Source organism: Dermatophilus sp. B7861-1, from assembly GCF_058996045.1.
Genome location: NZ_CM180082.1, coordinates 1000399 through 1021252 on the forward strand (window position 1 = coordinate 1000399; position 20854 = coordinate 1021252).

25 protein-coding genes are annotated in these 20854 nt (G+C 53.6%); 14 read left to right on the forward strand and 11 right to left on the reverse strand.

What is annotated here, in order from left to right; all coding sequences use genetic code 11:
- Positions 1–11: 11 nt before the first annotated feature.
- A complete protein-coding gene (locus AC2T9U_RS04465) occupies positions 12–1004 on the reverse strand; it encodes a ferredoxin family protein (RefSeq protein ID WP_493696738.1) in 993 nt (330 codons plus the stop codon).
- A gap of 127 nt (positions 1005–1131) precedes the next feature.
- Between AC2T9U_RS04465 and AC2T9U_RS04470 the strand changes: the two genes are divergently transcribed.
- The 3 genes from AC2T9U_RS04470 to AC2T9U_RS04480 all read left to right on the forward strand — a co-directional run bounded on the left by AC2T9U_RS04470 (position 1132) and on the right by AC2T9U_RS04480 (position 3801).
- Positions 1132–1743 (forward strand): ABC transporter ATP-binding protein, encoded by a 612-nt coding sequence (locus AC2T9U_RS04470; RefSeq protein WP_493696739.1) that lies wholly within the window; start codon positions 1132–1134, stop codon positions 1741–1743.
- 62 nt (positions 1744–1805) lie between these two features.
- Positions 1806–2711: a hypothetical protein gene (locus AC2T9U_RS04475; RefSeq protein ID WP_493696740.1), complete on the forward strand. Its 906-nt coding sequence runs from the start codon at positions 1806–1808 to the stop codon at positions 2709–2711.
- Positions 2712–2880: 169 nt separating this feature from the next.
- A complete protein-coding gene (locus tag AC2T9U_RS04480; protein ID WP_493696741.1) occupies positions 2881–3801 on the forward strand; it encodes a glycosyltransferase family 2 protein in 921 nt (306 codons plus the stop codon).
- Between the two features lie 10 nt (positions 3802–3811).
- Here the strand turns inward: AC2T9U_RS04480 and AC2T9U_RS04485 are convergent, their stop codons facing one another.
- Positions 3812–4837, reverse strand: a complete 1026-nt coding sequence (locus AC2T9U_RS04485) for a polysaccharide pyruvyl transferase family protein (protein ID WP_493696742.1) — start codon at positions 4835–4837, stop codon at positions 3812–3814.
- 392 nt (positions 4838–5229) lie between these two features.
- Here AC2T9U_RS04485 and AC2T9U_RS04490 point away from each other — a divergent pair, with 392 nt between their 5' ends.
- From AC2T9U_RS04490 to AC2T9U_RS04505, 4 genes are all read left to right on the forward strand, one after another.
- The gene (locus AC2T9U_RS04490) at positions 5230–5577 is read left to right on the forward strand and encodes a histone-like nucleoid-structuring protein Lsr2 (protein WP_493696743.1); all 348 of its coding nucleotides are present in this window, start codon (positions 5230–5232) and stop codon (positions 5575–5577) included.
- Positions 5578–5585: 8 nt separating this feature from the next.
- On the forward strand, positions 5586–5966 hold the full coding sequence (locus tag AC2T9U_RS04495; RefSeq protein ID WP_208303593.1) for a hypothetical protein: 381 nt from the start codon (positions 5586–5588) through the stop codon (positions 5964–5966).
- Between the two features lie 320 nt (positions 5967–6286).
- Positions 6287–6481 (forward strand): helix-turn-helix transcriptional regulator, encoded by a 195-nt coding sequence (locus tag AC2T9U_RS04500; RefSeq protein ID WP_493696744.1) that lies wholly within the window; start codon positions 6287–6289, stop codon positions 6479–6481.
- A gap of 51 nt (positions 6482–6532) precedes the next feature.
- On the forward strand, positions 6533–7234 hold the full coding sequence (locus AC2T9U_RS04505) for an MOSC domain-containing protein (protein WP_493696745.1): 702 nt from the start codon (positions 6533–6535) through the stop codon (positions 7232–7234).
- Between the two features lie 373 nt (positions 7235–7607).
- On the opposite strand, the gene AC2T9U_RS04510 is transcribed toward AC2T9U_RS04505, so the two are convergent.
- Complete coding sequence (locus tag AC2T9U_RS04510; protein WP_493696746.1) at positions 7608–7925, reverse strand: hypothetical protein; 318 nt, start codon at positions 7923–7925, stop codon at positions 7608–7610.
- Positions 7926–8533: 608 nt separating this feature from the next.
- Between AC2T9U_RS04510 and AC2T9U_RS04515 the strand changes: the two genes are divergently transcribed.
- The 3 genes from AC2T9U_RS04515 to AC2T9U_RS04525 all read left to right on the forward strand — a co-directional run bounded on the left by AC2T9U_RS04515 (position 8534) and on the right by AC2T9U_RS04525 (position 10336).
- Complete coding sequence (locus AC2T9U_RS04515) at positions 8534–8896, forward strand: histone-like nucleoid-structuring protein Lsr2 (protein WP_115030648.1); 363 nt, start codon at positions 8534–8536, stop codon at positions 8894–8896.
- 405 nt (positions 8897–9301) lie between these two features.
- A complete protein-coding gene (locus AC2T9U_RS04520; RefSeq protein WP_493696747.1) occupies positions 9302–9508 on the forward strand; it encodes a hypothetical protein in 207 nt (68 codons plus the stop codon).
- Between the two features lie 561 nt (positions 9509–10069).
- The gene (locus AC2T9U_RS04525) at positions 10070–10336 is read left to right on the forward strand and encodes a helix-turn-helix domain-containing protein (protein ID WP_493696923.1); all 267 of its coding nucleotides are present in this window, start codon (positions 10070–10072) and stop codon (positions 10334–10336) included.
- On the opposite strand, the gene AC2T9U_RS04530 is transcribed toward AC2T9U_RS04525, so the two are convergent.
- The 4 genes from AC2T9U_RS04530 to AC2T9U_RS04545 form a co-directional block, all read right to left on the reverse strand.
- Positions 10325–10531 carry a hypothetical protein gene (locus AC2T9U_RS04530; protein ID WP_493696748.1) on the reverse strand — a complete coding sequence of 69 codons (207 nt, stop codon included), beginning with the start codon at positions 10529–10531 and terminating at the stop codon, positions 10325–10327. The genes AC2T9U_RS04525 and AC2T9U_RS04530 overlap by 12 nt on opposite strands.
- A gap of 173 nt (positions 10532–10704) precedes the next feature.
- Complete coding sequence (locus AC2T9U_RS04535; protein ID WP_493696924.1) at positions 10705–10851, reverse strand: hypothetical protein; 147 nt, start codon at positions 10849–10851, stop codon at positions 10705–10707.
- A 195-nt stretch (positions 10852–11046) separates the two neighbouring features.
- Positions 11047–11553 (reverse strand): DUF2938 domain-containing protein, encoded by a 507-nt coding sequence (locus AC2T9U_RS04540; protein ID WP_493696749.1) that lies wholly within the window; start codon positions 11551–11553, stop codon positions 11047–11049.
- Between the two features lie 275 nt (positions 11554–11828).
- Entirely contained in the window at positions 11829–11984 is a 156-nt protein-coding gene (locus AC2T9U_RS04545) for a type II toxin-antitoxin system prevent-host-death family antitoxin (RefSeq protein WP_493696750.1), read from the reverse strand.
- A gap of 96 nt (positions 11985–12080) precedes the next feature.
- On the opposite strand from AC2T9U_RS04545, the gene AC2T9U_RS04550 reads away from it, so the two are divergent.
- Entirely contained in the window at positions 12081–13058 is a 978-nt protein-coding gene (locus AC2T9U_RS04550) for a Fic family protein (protein WP_493696751.1), read from the forward strand.
- 310 nt (positions 13059–13368) lie between these two features.
- On the opposite strand, the gene AC2T9U_RS04555 is transcribed toward AC2T9U_RS04550, so the two are convergent.
- The 3 genes from AC2T9U_RS04555 to AC2T9U_RS04565 form a co-directional block, all read right to left on the reverse strand.
- A complete protein-coding gene (locus AC2T9U_RS04555; RefSeq protein ID WP_493696752.1) occupies positions 13369–13866 on the reverse strand; it encodes a hypothetical protein in 498 nt (165 codons plus the stop codon).
- A gap of 246 nt (positions 13867–14112) precedes the next feature.
- Positions 14113–14472 carry a hypothetical protein gene (locus AC2T9U_RS04560; RefSeq protein WP_493696753.1) on the reverse strand — a complete coding sequence of 120 codons (360 nt, stop codon included), beginning with the start codon at positions 14470–14472 and terminating at the stop codon, positions 14113–14115.
- Positions 14473–17181: 2709 nt separating this feature from the next.
- A complete protein-coding gene (locus AC2T9U_RS04565; protein ID WP_493696754.1) occupies positions 17182–18558 on the reverse strand; it encodes an oligosaccharide flippase family protein in 1377 nt (458 codons plus the stop codon).
- Positions 18559–18896: 338 nt separating this feature from the next.
- Between AC2T9U_RS04565 and AC2T9U_RS04570 the strand changes: the two genes are divergently transcribed.
- The 3 genes from AC2T9U_RS04570 to AC2T9U_RS04580 all read left to right on the forward strand — a co-directional run bounded on the left by AC2T9U_RS04570 (position 18897) and on the right by AC2T9U_RS04580 (position 20407).
- Positions 18897–19106, forward strand: coding sequence for a hypothetical protein (locus tag AC2T9U_RS04570; RefSeq protein WP_208303580.1), 210 nt, complete (start codon positions 18897–18899; stop codon positions 19104–19106).
- A 185-nt stretch (positions 19107–19291) separates the two neighbouring features.
- Positions 19292–19891 (forward strand): C40 family peptidase, encoded by a 600-nt coding sequence (locus AC2T9U_RS04575; protein ID WP_493696755.1) that lies wholly within the window; start codon positions 19292–19294, stop codon positions 19889–19891.
- Between the two features lie 30 nt (positions 19892–19921).
- Complete coding sequence (locus tag AC2T9U_RS04580) at positions 19922–20407, forward strand: septal ring lytic transglycosylase RlpA family protein (RefSeq protein ID WP_208303579.1); 486 nt, start codon at positions 19922–19924, stop codon at positions 20405–20407.
- A gap of 84 nt (positions 20408–20491) precedes the next feature.
- On the opposite strand, the gene AC2T9U_RS04585 is transcribed toward AC2T9U_RS04580, so the two are convergent.
- A complete protein-coding gene (locus AC2T9U_RS04585) occupies positions 20492–20851 on the reverse strand; it encodes a PH domain-containing protein (RefSeq protein ID WP_115032639.1) in 360 nt (119 codons plus the stop codon).
- Positions 20852–20854 lie beyond the last annotated feature (3 nt).

The following is a 20854-nucleotide window of genomic DNA, read 5'->3' on the forward strand; positions in this document are numbered from 1 at the left end:
GCGCGGTTGTTTTAGGTGGCGGGTTCGACGTAGTGGGCGGTGGCGGTGATGGGGGCGCCGCCGCAGGAGGCGGGCAGGTCGTGGCGGTCTGTTTGGCGGACGAGGAGGTTCCAGGTGCGTCCGTCGGTGTGGGTGACGGTGACGGGGGTGGTGCGTTCTTCGGTGATGGTGGCGGTGGTGGTCAGGGCGAGGATGGGGACGGCTTCGTTATTGGTGGCTAGGTGGGTGCGAATGTAGGCGTCGGCAGCTTGTTCGGCGGCGGGTAGGTGGGATAGGCCGCGCAGGTGGTAGCTGGTGGTGAGGGTATGGGGGGTGGTGGCGGTGGTGAAGGTGGTGTCGCTGGGGGTTCCTGAGGTGTCTGTGAGGAGGCCGGGGATGGTGTGGGTGTCGCTGAGGCGGGCTAGTCCCAGGCCGTGGGGTAGGAGGACTGCGGTGGGAGCGAAGCGGTGCCCGCCGGTGTGGGTGCAGTCCCAGATGCGTTCGGGGAATTGTGGTGATGCTGTGTCGACGATGGGTCGGCCTCGTTTTGCGCAGCATTGGTCGCGTTTGCTGTTGGTGCAGATCAAGAGGATGGATGTGTGGGTGGGGGTAAGCCAGGGGGCGTGCTCACGGACGGTGTCGATGTCTCCTGCTGCTGCGGCTTTGAAAGGCAGGTTTGCGATGACGGCGGGGTCAGGGTGGATGCCGTGGAGGAGCCATGGGTTGCCTTGTGCCATACCGCCACTGAGGAAGACGTGTCGGGGGTAGGGGGTTGTGGTTTCTCGGGCCGCGCTGGGTTGCCGGATGAGTAGGGCGCGTCCGCCAGCTGTTTCAGCATTTTTTTCGAGGGTTTGACCGATGGTGGGGTCGAGCCGGGATTGAGTGAATGCTTTGCGTCCCCATGGCCCGCGTTGTTCCATCGCGATCCAGAACAGGGCTGGTGAGGTGGTTCCCCAGGCGGGGTCGGTGGCTTTGTCCCACTGGATGGAGCAGGGGGTTTGTGGGGTGGTGGGTGGCTCGGCCATGGTTTGAGCGTATCCCGCTTGGGATGGCGTGGTGATAGCGCTGGGGTGCACGGATGTGTTTTAGGTGTTTTGGCTGGTGCGGTGGGGTTTAATGAGGGGCCGGAGTGTTTTTGGGTGAGGGAAGAGTGTGCTTTCGGTCAAAGGGTTGAAGAAAAAATATAAGACTGTTGTTTTTTCGGGGGTGGATTTTTCTGCCTGTCCGGGAAGTTTGACGGTTATTCGGGGGAAGAACGGCGCTGGGAAAACAACGTTATTGGCTGCGATTGGCGGGCTTGTGCCGGTGGAGGGGCAGGTGTTGTTTGATGGTGAACCGCTGCATGCGCGGGCGCGGCAGTGTTTTGGGCTGTTTGATGATTCGCCGTTGATGACAAACCTTACTGGTTTGGAGAATCTTGTGTATTTGTCTGGCAGGTTTCTCTCGATGAGAGAGGTCGGGCATCTTGTTGAAGATTTTTTCGACCCTTTGCTGCTTGGTCGTCGGGTGAGTAGCTATTCATTGGGGCAGAAGAAGCGGCTCAGTCTTGCTGCGGTTTTTCTTTCCGATGCTCGAGTTGTTCTGTTAGATGAGCCCACTAATGGTCTTGACGATCTTGGGATTGAAGCTTTCGTGAAAATCATGAAGGCAAAGAAAGATGCGGGGTGTGTGCTCCTGGCCTCGGGGCATGATCGAAGAGCGTTCTCGCAGGTCCAAGATCGTGTGTTTGAGCTCGACGAAGGAAGGCTCGTTCAATGCCTGTGAATGAGAGCGTTACGGCTGGTGGGGGCGTCAGGGGTAGCTGGGTGGGGTGTGAAGTGCGTCGGGTGCTGCAGCAGCCGTATGTGCGGTGGTTGGTTCTTGCGGCTTTTGTGGTGGGTGTTGCTTTTCAAGGTACGCGGTTGAATCAGTTCCAGAACAGTATGGAGGTATTTGATTCTGCTGTGCAGTTCAGTGCTAAAAATGGGGAGACTTTACAGGATGCATTATCTCGCCCTGTTGTTGTTCAAGAAGATGCACACACTATTCATATAGAGAACTCGCTCCGTTATGACTTCGAAAAAGCAGTTACTGCATGGAAGTCGCTTTCCCCAGGCTTGGGGCCTCTAATTGAGTCGATACCCTTTAGTTCTGTTTTCTTGAGTCTGGTGGCTGCGTGCGTTGGTGTTGTTTTATCCACCTCGGAAAAGAACAGTGGCATGCTCAAAGTTCGCATGTGTCTTCTAGGGCGTCGCCGGGTTTACCTGTCGCAGACCCTCGAGCTTCTTTTCGTGACCTTCGGTGCGGTGGTTGCAACGGCGTGTGGAATGCAGCTAGGTGCTTTCGGTACGCAAGCCGCATCCAATGCCGCAAAAGTCCCTCCCGCAGTAAAAGACTCGACGTTTTCCCCCGATGTCGCTGTGGTGTGGGTTGCGTTCCTTGCCAGCCTATTCATGGTTTTTCTGGCTGCGTTTGCTGGTAGAGCAATTGGGTTACTTATCGGATCGGCTGCCATCTGCTCATCGATCATGGTTTTAGGCATCGTTGCTCTTCCCATATTGGGTGTGTGGGACCCCAGAAATGGGGCCGCAGTTTTGATGAAACCTGCCACCAGTCGCCTTTCTGGATCTTCTGTTTTCTCCTCCTACGACATGAGCGACCAGGCAGCCTTCTTTTCCTTGGTGGTGTGGGTAACAGGAGCGCTGATTATCTCGGCGGTGCTGTTTTGGCGCATCAGCCCTTTCCGTAAATAGCTATCTTCGATGCTCACACATATCTGCGTGTCGCTGCCCAAGATCGCTGAGCAGAGGGCATCGGGTGAAAAGCTGGTCGAGTGAGGGCGATGCGCCTTTGCTGTTTCACACGTGATGGACAGTCGTCAACAGCGGCGATGAGTTTCTTTCCGGGCGGGAGTGGTGAGCGGTGACCAAATATGAGCGGGTGGTCATTGGTATTCCGACATTTCGGCGCCCAGATTTATTGCTTCGACTTTTGGGAAGCCTGCGAGCAGAAGTAACAGGAACCGGGGTTGCGATTCTCGTCGCAGACAACGACTGCGACGAGAAAATCGCGCAGCTCCTCGCCGATACAGATCTACCTGTGACCTACGTGCCGGTGGCTGAGCGAGGCATATCCCAAGTGCGCAACGCGATTCTCGCTGCTGCCAACCAGGTACGCCCAGACTGGACCCATGTAGTGATGTTGGATGATGACGGGTACGTGCTGCCCGGATGGCTCACCCCACTCATGGATACGGTGAACAAGCTCGATGCCGACGTCACTGCAGGGCCGGTACTTGGGAAACTACCTGACGGTGCTTCACCGCTAGCAAGGGGAAGCGTGTACGCCGGGCGCACTCGGCAGCCAACGGGCTTCGTTGATCGACTGAACGGAGCACAGAACATTGTGGTCTCACGCCGGGCGATCGACCTGCTCGGTGAATCGCCTTTCGCTACAGAGCTGGGGCGTGTAGGCGGCGAAGACGCAGACTTTTTCGCTCGATTGCAGGAACGCGGCGGCACATTTGCCTGGTGTGATGAAGCCGAAGTGGTCGAGCCTGCAGGGCCCGAGCGGCTCACAGCTGCAGCCATTTTTGGTCGGGCTTTTCTGAGCAATCAGGTCACGGGCAATCGCGCCGCGCGTCAGCACGGCAAAGGCGCGGCGCTACGCTCAGTGCTCACTGACGCTCGCTGGCTACCAGTGAACACCGCTGCCGCGGCATGGCACCGCGACTCAGTGCGGGCATCGCGTGCCGCGATCGATGCGGTAGGGCTTGCCGGCCGGGTTTACGGAACTTTTCGCGCACCCGGCCGGCGGCGTCAGCACGGCATGCACTCCTCGTAAACCAACACAGCTAGCTCATCACGGAACGCATAATCGCACGGGGAAGACTCGTAGTTTCGTGACGAGTTACATCCAAGATCATCCGGCCTGAGCGTTTAATAGCGCCGATCGCGTGTTCGACACGTTGTGCGTTTGCTCTGCGTGCCACTGAGACGGCATGGGCCATCGATTCCACATCACGAATATCCATGCCTCGTGGCCGAGAAGGGCGAACCACGCTCTCGTGGTCACGGAATTTGAAGTCACCCCCGCTCAACGCGCGTGGCATACGCAGCCATAGAGCTGGGATGCCTAAGGAGTCGGCCACAATCAGCCCATGCAGCGACGTAGTGATGATGGTTCTGCATGCAGCGATGTGGCGGGCAACGCGCAGGGGATCTGACTGAACATTTACAACAGTGACCGTCTGCGAAGCTGACTGGAGCAGGCGGGTTAGGTCACTGTCCCCGACGTGAACATAGTGGGGCACCAGGCCAACATCCCACCGTTTTGGTTGTCGAGAAATGTATTCGGCCAAGAGGAGGCCAGGATCCCCGAGGGCTTCGACATGCGGGGAGCCGCACTGCTCGCGGGTGAGTTCGCCACGCAAAGCCAAAGTAGTGGCTGCGGGGATGCTGCGGGAGGTGTTTGCGATGAGGCCAGCCCCCCAGATGGTGCCGGAATAGTTGTCATCGATGTGTTGGATAAGAGAGCCGACACCGATCAATGCTGCGCGGGCAGCGGGCGTGAGGATGGGAATGATGCCCAGGTCACGCAGTAGTAGGGGAGTGATGAGGTCTCCGAAGTTTTTCACCTCTTCCCACCAAAATGCCGCGATGAGGGTAGGTGAGCGCAGAACTGCGGAGTGGGTGAGTGCGCGTGCACTGCGCTGCAGGGTGCGTGCTGTGGTTCGGGCTCGGCCGGTGTAGCCCAAACGCCCTGAGGTGAGGGTGCTCAGGCCGGAGTGCTGATGCAGCGATTCCCACAGTGTTTGAGCGGGGCGGGAAGTGTGCTCGTGGGTTGGGCGAGGTCTGGGGAGAAAACGCTCGGGGGACATGCGTTGACGTTACGAAGTGCGGAGCTATTTGTCACTGACCAATAACTAAAAGTTTCTGCATCTTTGCAAAGGGTTTAGAGAGTCATGAGACCGTGTCTGCGTCTAGGTTGTTGATGGTTTCTTTATATCAATTTAATTGGTATGCAGAAACTTGATATGAAAATCTCCGTGAGGAACTAGACCTCTAATAATAAATTTATTGGTGAAGGCAAACTTTTATCTCTTTGTGCTGCTGTTAGTCGCTTTTGGATGCCTCGGATACACGAGTGCACCCTTGCCGCCAGCGAGCGATGTGGACAAAATTTTCACAGCGTGGCTATCCGGAGCCGAATCCGAGTATTTTCATATCTCATTGATTCACCGGAACATCCAGCTACCGCAAGGGAACACGCATGGCGAAAAAGGTTGAGGTCGTCCTGCTCGATGACATGGACGGCAAGCAGGCTGAAGAGGTCGTGAAATTCGAACTCGACAGGGTGCAATACGAGATAGACCTGTCCGCTGCGAACGCTGAACGCCTGCGGCAGACCATGGCAGATTGGGTAGCGAAAGCCCGTCGGGTCAGTAGCGGCCGCGCAGCGAAGGGCAAGGCCGCAGGCATGGCAGGCTCTTCTGAGTTGTTGAAAGACATTCGCCAGTGGGCGCGTGCCCATGGGCATGAGATCAACGAACGCGGCCGCATACCGGCACACCTTAAACGGGCATACCGTGAAGCTCGCAACCTCACTGGGGGAAAGTAAAAAGCCTGATGGGACGTAACTACGCGGCAGATACATCCCTGCTCGAAGTCATTTCACGGCTCAGTGACATTCTCACTGCAGACGACCGGAAATTCCTTATTGCTTACCTACTGGCATGTAATCCGCCGAGGTACTCCTCAGCGTCGGAGATTGTCGAAGCGATTCAGCAGGCGGCAGGCCCATTAGATGACATCCTGACCAGCTATGGTGCCAGTCGTGAAGAACCGGGGAGCAAGGTTGCTCATGCTGTCAGTCAACTACGTACCACGATCAGCAAAGCTCGACTGACTGGCACTTCTTGGGAAAGCATTGCAAAAGAGATCGGCCTACCTGAGCAAGAAACACGGCGATGGTTCGCTGAGGCACACGAACAAGACCCAACACATTAAAACCACTAGCCACGCATCGGTGAAAAATGGTTGACACCCCTAAGTTGTCATGTAAAGGAAGCTTTACATGACAACTTAGGGGATCACTGTGAGAAAAACTTGACATCAAAGAAACTCCTAGCCTTTTTGGTGGCCACTGGGCTTTCCGCTGGAGTCTTTCATTGCGTAGCCGCCGATGGTGAACAGGTTTTGTCATGGGAGTTGCTTCTTGTGTGGATTGATGTAATGGAAGAGTCTGGGATTTGATTCCTCAGTTGTCACCTATTGCATCTACGCACATAGGAATAGTTACCGTATTTTCCCTTTAATTAATTAATTATATGTCGACGGGAATCCTAGCGTGGGAAAACAGGATCTTCGATCTGCGGAAGCTAAAAGGGGTATCGCAGACCGCTTTAGCAGGGGCTCTGCAAGTGTCTCATCAGGCTGTAATCTCGCTTGAGAAGAATAAGTGCGACCCTTCATATCCTTTAGCTTTTAGGATTTCAAGATACTTCGGAAAAAGTATCGAATAAATATTTATCTTTGATGCCGCATGAATGATCTGTTGCTGATATCTTTTTCCTATGGAGGGAAAGATTATTCGGATTCGACGGTATCCAGTTAAGTCGATGGGGGGTGAGGATGTTCCTTCGGTAGCTCTTGACGAGCGCGGGATAATCCGAGATCGCTGGTTCGCGGTCCGTGACAGTGAAGGCCACTTTGCATCCGGGAAAAACACGCGCCGTTTCCGGCGGCACGACGAGGTGTTTCAATACTCAGCTGCCACGGTAGGGAATGATGTTCGCGTCACCCACGGTGATGGAGGAAACTGGTTCGTTGGTGATCCTGATTTGAATGCGCACTTGTCGGAGAATGTTGGCGAGCCCGTAACGGTGTCCGCCGAGCAAGCCGTTCCTCACCAAGATATGGGGTCGCTATCGCTTATCGGTACAGCCACATTGCAGTGGTGTGCCGATAAATGGGGACTTAACGCGGACCCTCGCCGTCTGCGAGTCAATATTGTGCTCGAAACTAGCGAGCCATTTATCGAAGAGTCTTGGTTGGGGTGCTCTGCCTCTCTTGGGGCAGCTGGCCTTGACTTCGTCAAAAAAATTCCACGTTGCCGCATGATTGACATCAATCAAGATGGTGTCGAGGCCACGGGAGGTTGGCTTAAACCTCTTGCCCTCGAACGGGATATGACCATCGGTGTATATGCGAATGTGACGCATCCCGGGTTGATACATGTAGGTGAACACATCAACGTATGTCGGTTGTCGGGCTAGTGTTAACAGTTCTGCCGGTGCATGACAGTTACTGCTGTCGGCGCGTGTGCGGTAAGTTGCTTGCGAACTTAATGAGACGTAGGGGGCCATTGAGGATGATTAATCCTTCATTGAATGAACTTTGGTACGGTTTAGTGTTATTTGCTGCATTGGCGTTTTCTGCAAATTTGGTTGCGATCGTTAAGCGGAGTTCTATGCCGTGGTCTATTCCGGCAGCATCCATACTGCTTATTCTTTTCAGTCCTTACATGTCTATCTTTTTCGGAGTGATTGCTCACGGGTGGCACCTCATGCTTTCTCGGCGCAAGCTGCGTGGGTCTTCAGCTGCCGCATGAAAAATTTATTTCTTCACCAGCGCCTCCGTTTGCTGTGATCATTGATCTTGAGAGCGATCTTTAACTTCCCCCTGAATTCCTGACTTTAGGTCTGGGTTATCGGACTTATGGTTTTCTGATTTTTTATCTTTCCTTACCTCCCAGGCGAATTCAATACACCACCAAAGCACTATAAATGCAAGGATGCACGCAAAAGTGCTCAAGAAAGACAAGAAAGAACCTGAGCCTAGGGAACTTATTTCCAGGGTGATTGAGTGATAAAGGGCCATTGGTGTGGCAGCCAGTGTGAGAACGAGGAGTATAAATAGTGCCTTGCTGAGGGCCTTGCTGAATCTTCTCGTGCGCCGATCGGTCATAAAATTTCACCTTCATCGTGGATTATCTGTTCCCAATAATTTTGGGGACAAATTATGGGAAGCAATGCCACATCTGTTGCGATTCGAGTGAAGCTGATCTTACGTCTCGGGTTGCTGATGCTGGCCTCCATGTATAGGTGTTTTGGGTAAGAACATCGTTGAAAACATCACTGGCCTGTGCCCCTTTGAGCAATTATTCACAGCAGAGATTAGGGGACTAACGTTTGCGGGGTTACAATTTCATCTAAGGTGAGGTTTGAGGTGGTGGCAGGTGTGTGTAGCCGATGATGCCCTCTGAGGCAGGGGCGATGCTGCCGAGTCACTGACCAGATGGTAGAAGCTGCATGACACTCAATATTCAGACGCGTATGTATCCGAATATTGAGTGTTAGATTTCCTGGAAGTAAATCAATACTTGACGAGATAGCGGCCTCAGTTGCTAAGGCAACCGGCAACTATGCCATTGACCTCTCCATAGCTGTTTTCTCTACTCGCTAGCCCCGCGGTGAGAATGATATTTACAGCAGCGTTGTCATCCCGATCCGGCTGGGTATATACGACCCAAGATCAATAATCAATAAAACTTTCCCTGAACGGAGAAAAATTTTATGGCGAAAAAGGTTGAGGTCACTCTCATCGACGACATGGACGGCGGTAAAGCCGATGAGGTCGTGAAATTTGAGCTTGATGGTGTGCAGTACGAGATCGACCTTTCTGCCGAGAACGCCGGAATTTTGCGAAGCGAACTTGCTGATTGGGTTGCGAAAGCTCACCGAGTCAGCGGCCGCCGAACCACGAAGAGCAAGGCCAAGGCAGGGGACACGGCACGTTCACCTGAACTGCTGCAAAACATCCGCCAGTGGGCTCGTGCTCAAGGGCACGAGGTCAAAGACCGTGGCCGTATCCCAGCCAGTCTTGAGCAGGCTTACCGTGAAGCTCACAACCTTAATGAAGGGCCGAGCAAAGCCTGAAGGGACACATCTGCGCAGCTGATGTTGCTTTCCGGAAGATTCTTGGACAAGGCTCAGCGCGCTAAAACTCGCTAACTTGGGCTGTCATGCAGTGCACTGCATGACAGCCCAAGTTGATTCAACTGAGGTATGGCCAAATGGCGGACGATCCTTCTGGACTCTTCCGGTAGGCCCGTCCAGCAGGCGGAGTCTGTGTTTACTAAGGCAAGCTCGGGTAACTTCCATATCACTACCTATGTAGATGGTGTGGTTAAGAAGAGCAATGAAGATACAGGTGTCGGATATATTTCCGAGGCTCAGCAGCGTAAGGGACTCAAGCAGGCTGCGACTGCTCTCGCGGGCGGCTTTGCAGTGGTCGGAGGTGCTTCTATCACTGCCATCGCAAGTTGCTTCTAGGAGGCGAACATGAAGAAGTCCTACAAGGTTTTTCTGGCCTGCATGACCATCATGGTTTTGCTTGGTATTGCGCTCATCCTGGCAGTTGCGCTGCCTTTCTCCCAGGGTGCTAGTGCCCCTGCTGGCCTGTTGGTGACCCTAGGTGTTCTCTTGGTGGGGGTTGCAATTCTTGCTCGTGCGGCCAGACCTGACTTACCGAGTTCGCCTCAGTCCTGACTTCCTCCCGTTCAGTGAAGGCGTGTCAGATCATCCTTCTGCGTGCTGGAGCGTCGCGCTGTGGTACGAGGGCGCCGAGCGCTGACCTCCGCCGAACATAGGTCCGGCCATATTGGCCAGGACCTGCACCAGGCCCATCGCAGGTGAGGGTCCTTTCATAAACGGTGGTGCCGGTCAGGCCTATCACTGCCTCGATGAGGTGCTCACGCGTCCGAGGCGTGCGCCACAGCATTCGATCACTCACGCCTATTGCCACAGGATCAATGGAGGCCACAACTGCCTCCACGAGGGCACCGGCACCTCACACGTGGGCAGCCAGAGGAGTATTACCGGGCTATTCTCCCTGGCACCCTTACCACCGTGGCTAAACGTCTCTAGCGTTTGAGCAGTCTTTTTGTCAGCTGAGGGGGGGCTAGGTGGGGAGTGACGGTTGAGCTCGTCTCGAATGGGCTGACATTCAGCGCGGGGGAGAGCGACCTGTTTGCGGTGTTTCAGCGGTAGATGCTGGCCGCTTTTGCCCAGTTCGAGCGCGCTTTGATCGGGGAGCGGTAGCCCGACGGGATCGAAGCAGCTAAAGCCCGAGGCGTCTACAGAGGCCGCCGCCCGGCACTAAATGCTGCCCAGGTAGCGACAGTCAGGCAGCGTTACGCCAGTGGTGAGTCGATGGAATCCATCGTTCAAGCGGTGGGGTGTAGTCGCCGTGTTGTTTTTGTGTCTCTTTTTGCAGTGCCGTATATCTACGAGGGCGTCTGCAAATGTGCTCATGTCTCGGGCTCCGAGTCACAACCCAACAATATGTCCGCCTCTTCATGTGGATTAAAAAGCTAGTTCGCTGCTTTCAAGAATCCGCTGTACTTCGGCTACCACGCCCTCGGGAGTAGGTAAGGCAGGATGTTGACTCGTTTTGCCAGTCAAGACGTCGTAGGCCTCCTCCCATGCAAGATCGACAACGAAGTCGCCATCAGCGCGCAGCTGAGCGACCTTACAGATGACGGCCGGCGCCTTCCACATCGCAGAGCCCATGTGGGGAAAATACGCTTGGTCGCGGTGAGGAGAGGATTGCCGTAGCAAGCCGGTTTGGTGCTGCACCGCTTGCAACCATGGCCAGCATGCGAGCAGTCGACGGCAGCACGATCACGAGGTCATGGTCACCTGCCAGTCGTGAGGGCCGATCAGTCGACCAGTCGGCGGGGTCTTCACCGTGTACCGACTCTGTCGGCCGCCAGTCTCAGAATTTGGGGAGTGACGAAATGCTCGGCTGTCTTTGTCATGACGACGGTGTATGTACCGCCAAACTCAGCCCGTAGGGCGCCTAAATGGTCAGCTACTCGAGTGGCCGCCATAGATCCGGTCACTCCCACAAGGAAGCGGATTGAGTTGGAAAAACGCAAATGTGTCTCATTCACGTATGGTGCCAACGCATCAACTACTCATGACATTATCTGTGTGGCGCTAACAAAATGCTGCACCTGTAAAACATGAGCCAGCTAACGGGCCCAGGTGAATGGGGCCGACTCGCAGAATTGCTAAATCTCGACTCAGCTATTCCGGCTGACGATCCCATGGACGAGCAGCCCTGAAAGCCAAAGGCCAGCTCCATAAGCGCTATGTGCGCGGATGCTTCCCAAGCGCGCTTGAGTGGGATTGGGGGTCTTCGATGCAGCCACTCCCATACCGAAGCAGGGTTGCATAAGAAACCAAGGAGCCGCCAACGTACCAAGTCCCCATGCAACAGCTGGAAAGAATCGCGGACGATTCAGCCATTCTGGTGTGGCAACAGCGAAGGCGACAGCAAAGCCCGTTCCAATGGTGTAGTGAGCAGCCCAACCCAGCTCCTTCTCATGCCGGACAGGCTCGGCGGCGAAGATTGCGTCATGCTTGAAGACACCGTCCGGCATGTGTCCGATCCACCGGCCAACCATGGCGTAGTCCAAAGACCTGGTACCGCGGGTTCGGCGAAGCACTTCGGCCACTCCGTCCATCACCAGGGTCGCTCCAACCCCGACAACGGCAGCCTGGACAAGTTTTCCAGCATTGAGATGCATGATTAAACCTTTCTTATAAAGGGAATCCTTGTTAACGCATCCCGCTGCGTTTTAGGAAACACTTCTTGATTTCTCGGGAGAAGTCATAGAGATACCGGACCCACAACTAGTTGTCACCACACCGCGCCAGTGGCGCTATCTAGCACCGGTGATACCGATGCGATGACTGGAGCCTCTTAGTCGGTGCCGGGAGGAGTCTCTCCCCAGCCCCATTGGGGCATGGATTCGCGGCGGCTGAGGGGCGCGCCAGGTTTAGATGTGGCCATGGCGCGGCGTTACTCAGCGAGGTCAAGATTCATCTCTAGTTCTTCATAAAGCTGCAGATCCTCAACAGCAATCACAACAGCAACTACTTCACCTTCGCGTGTGATGCCGATCCGTTCTTCGCTACTCGAAACCCTGGCCAATACATCGTTGAGCTGAGTGCACAACTCGCGGTTGCTGACCTGGCTAGTCAGAGTCGAAGGGGGGAGAAGTCATACCGCACTGTACCTAGCGAGGATCGTTCTGGGCCGTACGAGGTCACGGTGACGCCGCGGATCGCTGATGCTGCCCTTTATTTGCCGGGTGTTTTGAGTAATGACATCGCTGAAGCTACCGCTGATGTGTGTGCCTTTGACCAGTTTTGCTCGGCAGAGATTGCGTCGCTGTCGTCAGTGTTGCTGCGTAGTGAGTCGGTAGCGTCGTCACAGATTGAAGGACTGTCGGTGTCGGCTCGTGTTTTAGCCGAAGCTGAGATCGGGGAAACATACCGGCAGCAGACCAAGCTGATCGCGGCGAATGTGGCAGCGATGAATACTGCTATTGATCTTTCTGGTCGTGTGGACGCGGCAGTGATCTTGGCTATGCATGAAGTGCTTATGGGTCAGGAGGTGCCACAGATTGCGGTGCGGTGGCGGGAAGAACAGGTATGGATTGGCGGGTCATCGTTTGGCCTGCATGGCGCGGATTACATCGCTGCTGTCCATGATCGTGTCCCTGAGGCCATTGATGACCTAGTAAGTTTCATGCGCCGCAGCGATATGCCTGCGTTAGCTCACGCAGCGATTGCTCACGCCCACTTCGAGACCATTCACCCGTTCCCGGATGGTAATGGTCGTACTGGGCGAGCGTTGATGAGTGCCTTGCTGCGTAGTCGTGGCGTGACAGAACACATCACTGTTCCGATCTCCTCAGGGCTGCTAGCTCATCGGGATGACTATTTCGCTGCTTTAGTGGCTTACCGGCGCGGGCAGGTTGAACCAATTACAGCCCGGTCGGATTCGGGTGCGCATCAGCTGGCGGACTACCTGATGAGGCAGTTAGTAGTGACTTCAGTGATGGTGCGTTCGGCATTGAACGTTTCTGGTGTTGGTGCTCAGCGGTATCTACAGAAGCTGGTTGATGATGGTCTTCTTGTAGAGACTTCTGGGAAGTCACGTAACCGTATTTGGCGGGCTCCCGAGGTGTTAGAAGTTCTTGATGAGTATGCCGCTAACGTGCGGAAACGCCCCCGCACGCGATAGCTAAACCTTGATGTCCTCTCTCTTGAAAGCGGGGGAGAGGGGTGTCAGGAGTTTTCTTTCCTGCCATTCTGCGCGATACGCCATCCATTCAATCAACCTGTAAGGGAACAAAATACTAGGCAAGAGAAGAAATGACGGAGCGTCAGCAAGGACTTTTCATTCGAGAGGTACTTAACAGCTGATAGATGCTGGCTTGGGTCAGTTGAGCTGGATGGTCGCAACGGTCGGGGCCCCTGAGTGTCAGAGGGGTTGAGGGTAGGGGACCCCACGAACATGCTCAGCAACCCCACCTGAGTACAGGCACTCCTCCTCACCAGTCTTTCTTCGACAGCTCCCGGATGAAAAGCCCCTGCTGCTTAGCTAGGACATCAAGTAGATTTAAGAACTCTTCATCATCGGCATAGATCTCAGTAGAAAATCCGCCCGTGATGCGTATCAAGCAGTCATTTTCGGGAACGTAAACCAGGAAAGCAACTCCTATATCATCGGCAATGATCTTTCGGATGTAACTGACTAATTTCTCTGGCTCGAAGTGGCGAACATTCAAGTCTCTTTCCAGTCCAGGAAACTGCTTATAGAACCAATCGGTGCCCTCGACATAGATAACGCTATCTGAGTACCTATACGCGACAAGAAGCAAGAGCATTGCCATTTTTTCAGCAAAAATAGGCCGAAAATGTTCTTCCATGTAGTCATGGAGAGGCCTGAAATCATCACCTGTAGCGTAAGGGGTGTAATCAACGATGCGGAATATTTCCGCCTCTGCTAATTTTTCCATCTTCTCCCAGTGGGCGTCAGCTTCACTCATTTTCCGACAATCTCTCCGTTTTTAACATTTAAGTTGTGTTTTTCGATTTTTTCTTTCACGAAGTCGTTTCTGTCACTGACTAACCCTCCCTCTAGTTCTCATTTTGCTCCTAGTGAATCGTTCACTAGGAATTAAGGATGTTAATACTGATACAGCGTGGGCAAGTTTACGTATCACTAATGCACCCCCCCCAACGCGGATTATTGATCCTAAATCGGCTACCGTCCGATGATGAAACAATCAGCATCAAATAACGTTTTCAGTATTCGGGTTCTCAAGGAGATAAAATCTTACCGCATTTAATATCGATTGAACAGGTTTACCTTCAGATATTTCGTTCCGGAAGACACAAATACGGTCAGTTAGAACTGCTACCTCTGCTCGATCCGGACACGGGTTGCATACGGCAAGAAGATGCGCCGGTGTATATGGATAAAACTCCCAGAAAGTCTCTAGCTGATTTCCAATATCGAAGACAAACTCACCCCACACCGGATTGATCGGAGTGCCTCCAGGAGCATAGTCGATAAATACCCCAGAAGAGAAACGAAGAGCATTTATATGCCGATCCCCCCGCTTATCTTCCATCTCCAACTCCGCAGCCATCAAGATCTAACGTTTCGCATCGCACATCCATGAAGGAACATGTTCTCCGTAAACTTGGGGTCCATACTTTCAAGATTCTTGTCAAAATCTGTCACTTCTACCCCCAAGCATCATCGAAAAACTATGCCTCGTTGACCACATTCCTCACATAGTCCAGGCGGGGCCTTTGCCGTAACCCCCACAGTATGCTGCTGCCACCCCTAGCGGCCTGTATGCGCGGTAAAAGTCTGGGCCGCAAAGTTACTTTGGGCGCGTTTCGCTGGATTTCATGAACTTTCTTGTTACCTTATGCCCAACACACATCCAAAGTTGCAGAGTTTGTCTAACAACCGTCGGTCAGAAGACGCTGCGTGTAACTTACGGAAGGGGATAGTCCGATGAGTTCCGGTAGTCCAAAAAGCATGACAAAATATTTTGGATTAGATTCCAGTTCTGAAGGGTCAGAGCTGAATATCTTTTCTGTAATCGCTTTACTTGTAATCAGTATCGCGCTTATTCTTCTTGCACGGAACCTTAGGGAGGATGCAATTCAGTCTGCTATCCTCTTTATGGCTAGCGGTGCAGTTATTTCACGAACGATTAGAGACCTAGCAAGTTTCTTTTCAAAAAGAAGCTGAGCTTTAAGGAGCATGTTGCGGGTCTCATTAATTCTGCTAAAAGCTCGTTCCTCCTAAATGGGAAATTCAGGAGGAACGAGCGACCGCATCACTAAATAATCCGATGAGCGATATCGCTAAAGAGTAAAAAGATCAATTATTTGCGGTAGAGTATATGAGGTGCGGTTCAGGCAGTTATCGTTGAATTGCGCACGGGTAGTCTGGCGGTAATGCAATTAAAAATTGATTAATGCTTTTTCTCTCCGGAGAATCGGTTACTTAGTCGATTGTATCCATAGGAGAATGCGCCTGTGGCAAGAAAAGACAAAGTAAAAGCGAGGAAGATCAACAGAAAGTCTCTCGTAGTGCGTGCGAACTGCAAGTCGTTAAGGAAGACTACTATGAAGGCAAGTAATATTGCTGATGTTATTTGCTCCGACTTATGGATCTTTCCCACTGGCGATTACCTTACGAGTTCTAGCGGGCGATGATGACAGGAACTGCAGAGAACTCCTAATTTCCAAGACTCTAGCTATCGCGCATGCCTATCGGCGTATTGAGGGCGCTTAAAATCCATCGTGTCGTAACTTTGCGGCTCATTTGTCTCGTTACGCCTGAGGGTCCACAATGCGGTCGCGAAAGTGACCCGATAGGCAGAGTAATAATAAAAAATTCTTCATGTCGGGATGGACCATGCCCTAAAAATGACTACTGCTGCTGATGGCGATGCCTAAGACGAGCACTGCTCCTGCGAAGTGGCATTTTCTTAAGAAAAAGAAAATCTGAGCACTTCTATGAGATGAAGAATTTAAAATAAAGAAAGTATGCCACGGCTCCAAGTGCAAACATAAGGTGCGCAGTCGTGGTGTTAATCCCAGCTTTTTTGCCAGCTTCACTTGCTGCATAAATTGATGCTATTACGGCCATAGAAAAAAGCAGAACAAAGCCGTCTCTGCCTAGAAAAGATGGCCCCCGAGCTACTATCGCACTAAAAGCGAGCAAGAGACCCCAAATGAAAATAAACGCAAGCGTGAATCGTTGGCGACGCTTTAGATGAGTGGACTGCCCCCGCTCATCTTTGCTGCTGCTAGTTACGCTGCTCAAGTTTCCTCCCCAGAGAGCCACATGCACAAGTTCTTCCCTAGACATTAACTTGCATCGCGCAAAAAAACTAGACCAAGTCATGTGTGCTCAGGGAAGCTAAAGATCCTGCGATGTGCAGGAAACTGATCAGTTCACTTCAATACGTGTACTTCGATAGCTAATTAATGCTTTTTTATATTTCTTACCGTGGAAGATGATGCAAGAATCAAAATTCCAATAAGCCCAACCGAGCACGTAGCGAAACCTAACAAGACATTCAAATCTTCCTGAACTGCCCACCCTGAAAAAACTGGAGCCGCTACGGCCGCAAACCCAGCAACAAGGCTGAATGTAGCCATCACCCTTCCCTGCATGTCCCCAGGAGTTTCAGTGAAAACATGCCCAAAAAGACTGCCATTTAAAGCTGGAGAGGGAACCAGGCCTAAAATCGCAAAAAATAGGGCCTACGGGTTTCCCCCATAAATAAACAAGAGGACAAAAATCAGAGTCATCCAAGAAAGACCAGAAATTGCAAGGATGCCCGGAGTAAACCTATCGGTTAAGAACAGGGCGATCGGACTTACTAGAAGCACCCCAATTGCGAACCCGGAAACAGTAAAACCAGCAGTCAAGCCACCAGCACCAGAATGAGACATATTCAAAATAGCCCACGACGTACCGAAAAAATCATCAGATTTACTAGAGGTGCCGCTACTTGGATGCACATCAAGGCCTATTTGCTTTATATGAAAGCAAATGATTCTCTATTCCCAGACAGTGACTTGACTAAAGTTTTCAACTTCGAATCAAGACCTTCAGCTCCGGTTGGTCCCAAATCTTGATTAATTCTTCGAAGGGTCAGCAAAAAGCCTGCATCGCATACGATTCTAAGAACAAACGGCAAAGATGGAAGTGCAGAATACATGGCTCCCGAGGCTGGGCTTCCAACTATGTGAAGAGTGGAACTTCGCGCCTGCTCTGCCGTGAAATTTTTTGCATATATAAAAACCGAGTGCGGGTGAATCTTCCGTTATGAGCGCGATGGGGGAGTACGGCGGAAAATGTCCTTAGCAGTGGCCAAGTCAGTTTTATTAAAAGCCAACACCAAATAAACAAGCATGCCAGGCGCGGCCAACAGCGCCCCGCTCAGTAAACCAAGCGCTCCACGCGGAAGAAAAGGGTGCACAAGCCACTCGACAGCCACCGCAACACCAACCCCGGCCACAAGCCCCACAAACGGGACCTCATGAGTGTACAAACGCGGCCGCACCGGAACCCGCGAATGATACTGCCAAGAAAAAAAGAGGACAGAGGCCAACTGCGCCAAAACCGTGGCCGCAACCACACCCCCCACACCAAACGGGAAGTAAAGCACCACCGACAGCACGACATTGACAATAAAACTAGCCACCCCAGCATGCATCTCAATCTCAGAATGCCCCAGCGTCAAACACCAAAGATTCGCAACATGACGGATCAACTGGAAAACAGAACCAAAAATAAACGCAGCCGCCACAGGTGCCGCCAAAGTGAAAGAATCCGGAAGCCACGCACGCACGGCGAAAAGCGCAGCAATAGCGCCAATCACACACCAACCCACGATGGCGCGGACCCAGATGCGCTGCAGCTTCTCAATCTTCGCGACAGCATCAGCAGAACCCACCCGCGCAACCTCAGTCCCCGTCAACGCCTGCATTGGATAAGTGGCATTCAACGGCATCTGCCGAAGCTGTTGAGCAAAGTTAGTCCCCTGACCAATCGGCCCCGACTGCTGGGCAGAAAGCAGCCGCCCAGCAACCAACTGATCCTTCTGACTGGTAAGAAGACCCGTCAGCCCAGTGATCTGCACCTTCCAGGAATAACGGAAAAACTCACCAAGATCCGCACGATTCATATGCCACGGAGTGGCTCGACGCAGATAACGCACAGCAGCAGGAACCGTGATAATCGAACCAACAACCTGCTGCATCACCATCGTCCACGCCAGGCCATACAGTCCCCACCCGCACATGATCGACGCAGTGATCCCGACGATATACACCCCATACCCAGCCAAGATCGCCATCGAGGTGTAACGAAACAGCTGCCGAGCATTGATGACAGCATTGAGAAGATTCCGCACCAAGATGAAAGCAATGATCATCGTGAGCGTCCGTAGAAGAAAAGACGCTTCGGGAAGGAAAAGCGGATCGACGCGGAAAAACTGCAAGACACTCTCAGTGGTGAGAAAAACAGTCAGTGAAATGATCAAACCGCCGGTAAAAACGATAGCTGCGACCGACAACAGCAGCCGGGTGGTGGACTCACGATCATCACGCCCGGCATAAATAGTGAAGTAGCGCATCGCGCTCGGGCCGATACCGCCATCAAACTGGCTCAGCAAAGTAGTGAAGCTCGTGACCAGCATAAAAATGCTATACCGAGCAGGACCAAGACCATGGATGATCCACGGAGTCATAGCCAGATTGACAATGAGAGGAATAAGTTGACAGCTCGTTTGCCAGCTCATTCCCTTCATAAGTGTTTTCGCAGTACCTGCATTTTTTTGATTTTCGCTGCTCACCTGACGTCCTGATGAGGTGTTGTGGGCACGGTGGGGCGTGAGCATGGCCCCCATCGTAAAACGCTGTTTTATTGATCCCTCCGACCAACTCGGCGTTAAAAAACTATTTAGTGCGCAATAAAACACGCCCACTTCTGCGGGGGGAAGCGGCCAGCACCCCACCCCCCAAACTCGCGCGATGCATGCAACACAGCCACGCCCTAAAAAGCCCCAACAGCACTGAAGCAGCAGCGCATTCGCTCACTACGCCCAGCGCCACCAAGTTGGTCACCCGTCCCACACCCGCCGCCAACAACACCCCCAGCCGGCAACGATTGCTGCACAGCACTACCGACACAGCCTGTGCGGCCCTCGCCGAATCTCGTCCCTGGGGCCGCAGCAGCACACCTTGACCTACCGCACTCACCAAGGAAGATGAGCGCCACCACGCCAGGAAGGAACGACGGCAAGGACGAGAACGGGAGCCATCACCACCGCCGCACCAGCGCGGCTCGGGGCACAGCACACACGCAGCGAACCGGATTCGCTAGCCCGACAGATGGACCTTCCGTAGGCGGTTTCCGGATACCCCACGCATATGCGTCACATCTTCGCGGCGGCCGCGGCCGCCTTAACAAGCATGTCCATCATCGGCTCACCAGCTCACGCAGCCCCCGGTGAAACAACCAGCACCGAAACCACCCCTTACGCGGCCCTGGCGCTCTCCTCAGTGAACATCACCCGCCACGCCGCACTCACCACTGCCCAGGCCTACGCCCAGCAAGCACCCCACGCGACCTGGCAACAAAAAGCCAGCAACGCCAACCACCTCGCCACCGCGATGAAAATGCCAGGAATCAGCCTCCGCGACCGCATCATCGCCATCGCAAAAACCCAGGTAGGAACCCCATATCTCTGGGGCGGCAGCACACCAACAGGGTTCGACTGCTCCGGATTCACGCAATACGTCTACAAAAAAGCCGGGCTGCGCCTACCACGCACCGCAGCAGAGCAACAACAAGCCCTCACACCCACCAGCAAACCCCGCCCCGGCGACCTCGTCTTCTACGGGCGCAGCGCCCACCACGTCGGCATCTACCTCGCCGACGGACTCATGCTGCACGCCCCACACACCGGGAAAAACATCGCCATCGCACCTATCTACGGCACCCCTGCTGGCTACGGCCGTCTCGCCTGATCCACACCGACACATTTCGGAGGAACAACTATGCCTACCACCCTGTACCTACTCATGGCCGCAGCCATCGCAGTCTCCCCACTGACCTCAGCCCAACCCGCTCCCACAACCAACCAGACCGCCGTCGTCAAACCAGCCACCAACACCAAAACCACAAAAACAAAAACAACGAAAACCAAGAAAAAAACCACCACCGACACAAACAAGAAAACCACCACCACCGCCGCTACCGGCCCCGCCACCACCTGCCGCGCCTCCTTCTACGACGAAGACCAAATGACCGCCAGCGGTGAACGGTTCAACCCCAACGCCCTCACCGCCGCCCACAAAACCCTTCCCCTGGGCTCCAAACTGCGCGTCACCAATCCCACCACCGGAGCAACAGTCACCGTCCGCATCAACGACCGCGGCCCCTACGTCGGCGGCCGCTGCCTCGACCTATCCGCCGCCGCATTCAGCAAAATCGCGAACCCATCAGCAGGCACCGCCCTCATCCGGATGCAGCCCGTCAAATAACCCCACACATACACAGATAGGTGAAAACGAGCGGGCTAGTTGAGGCCAAGTAAAAAGCCCCAACTAGCCCGCTTCACACGGTCATCAACCAAGCACAGATTGAGAAATAACACGATCCAAAGCCCGCACATCAATACCAGAACCAACATTGATCTTGATATGCCCCGCACGGGTCCACAGCTCAATCTCTGCGTTCATGTCAAACGTGCCCGCGTTCTCCGTCGACCACATATTGATCGCCGAATACGGCAACGAATACACCTGGACTTTCTTGCCCCGCAACCCCTGCGCATCACGCACGATAAGACGGTGAGTGGTGAACGTGGCCGAGTCCCGGAAAGTTTTATACGCCGCTACCGCTGACTCCCCAGGCACCAACAAATCCTGCACATCAGCAGGGATATCCGTTTCCTGCACTAAGGTCCACTCGATGATGTTCTCCATGAA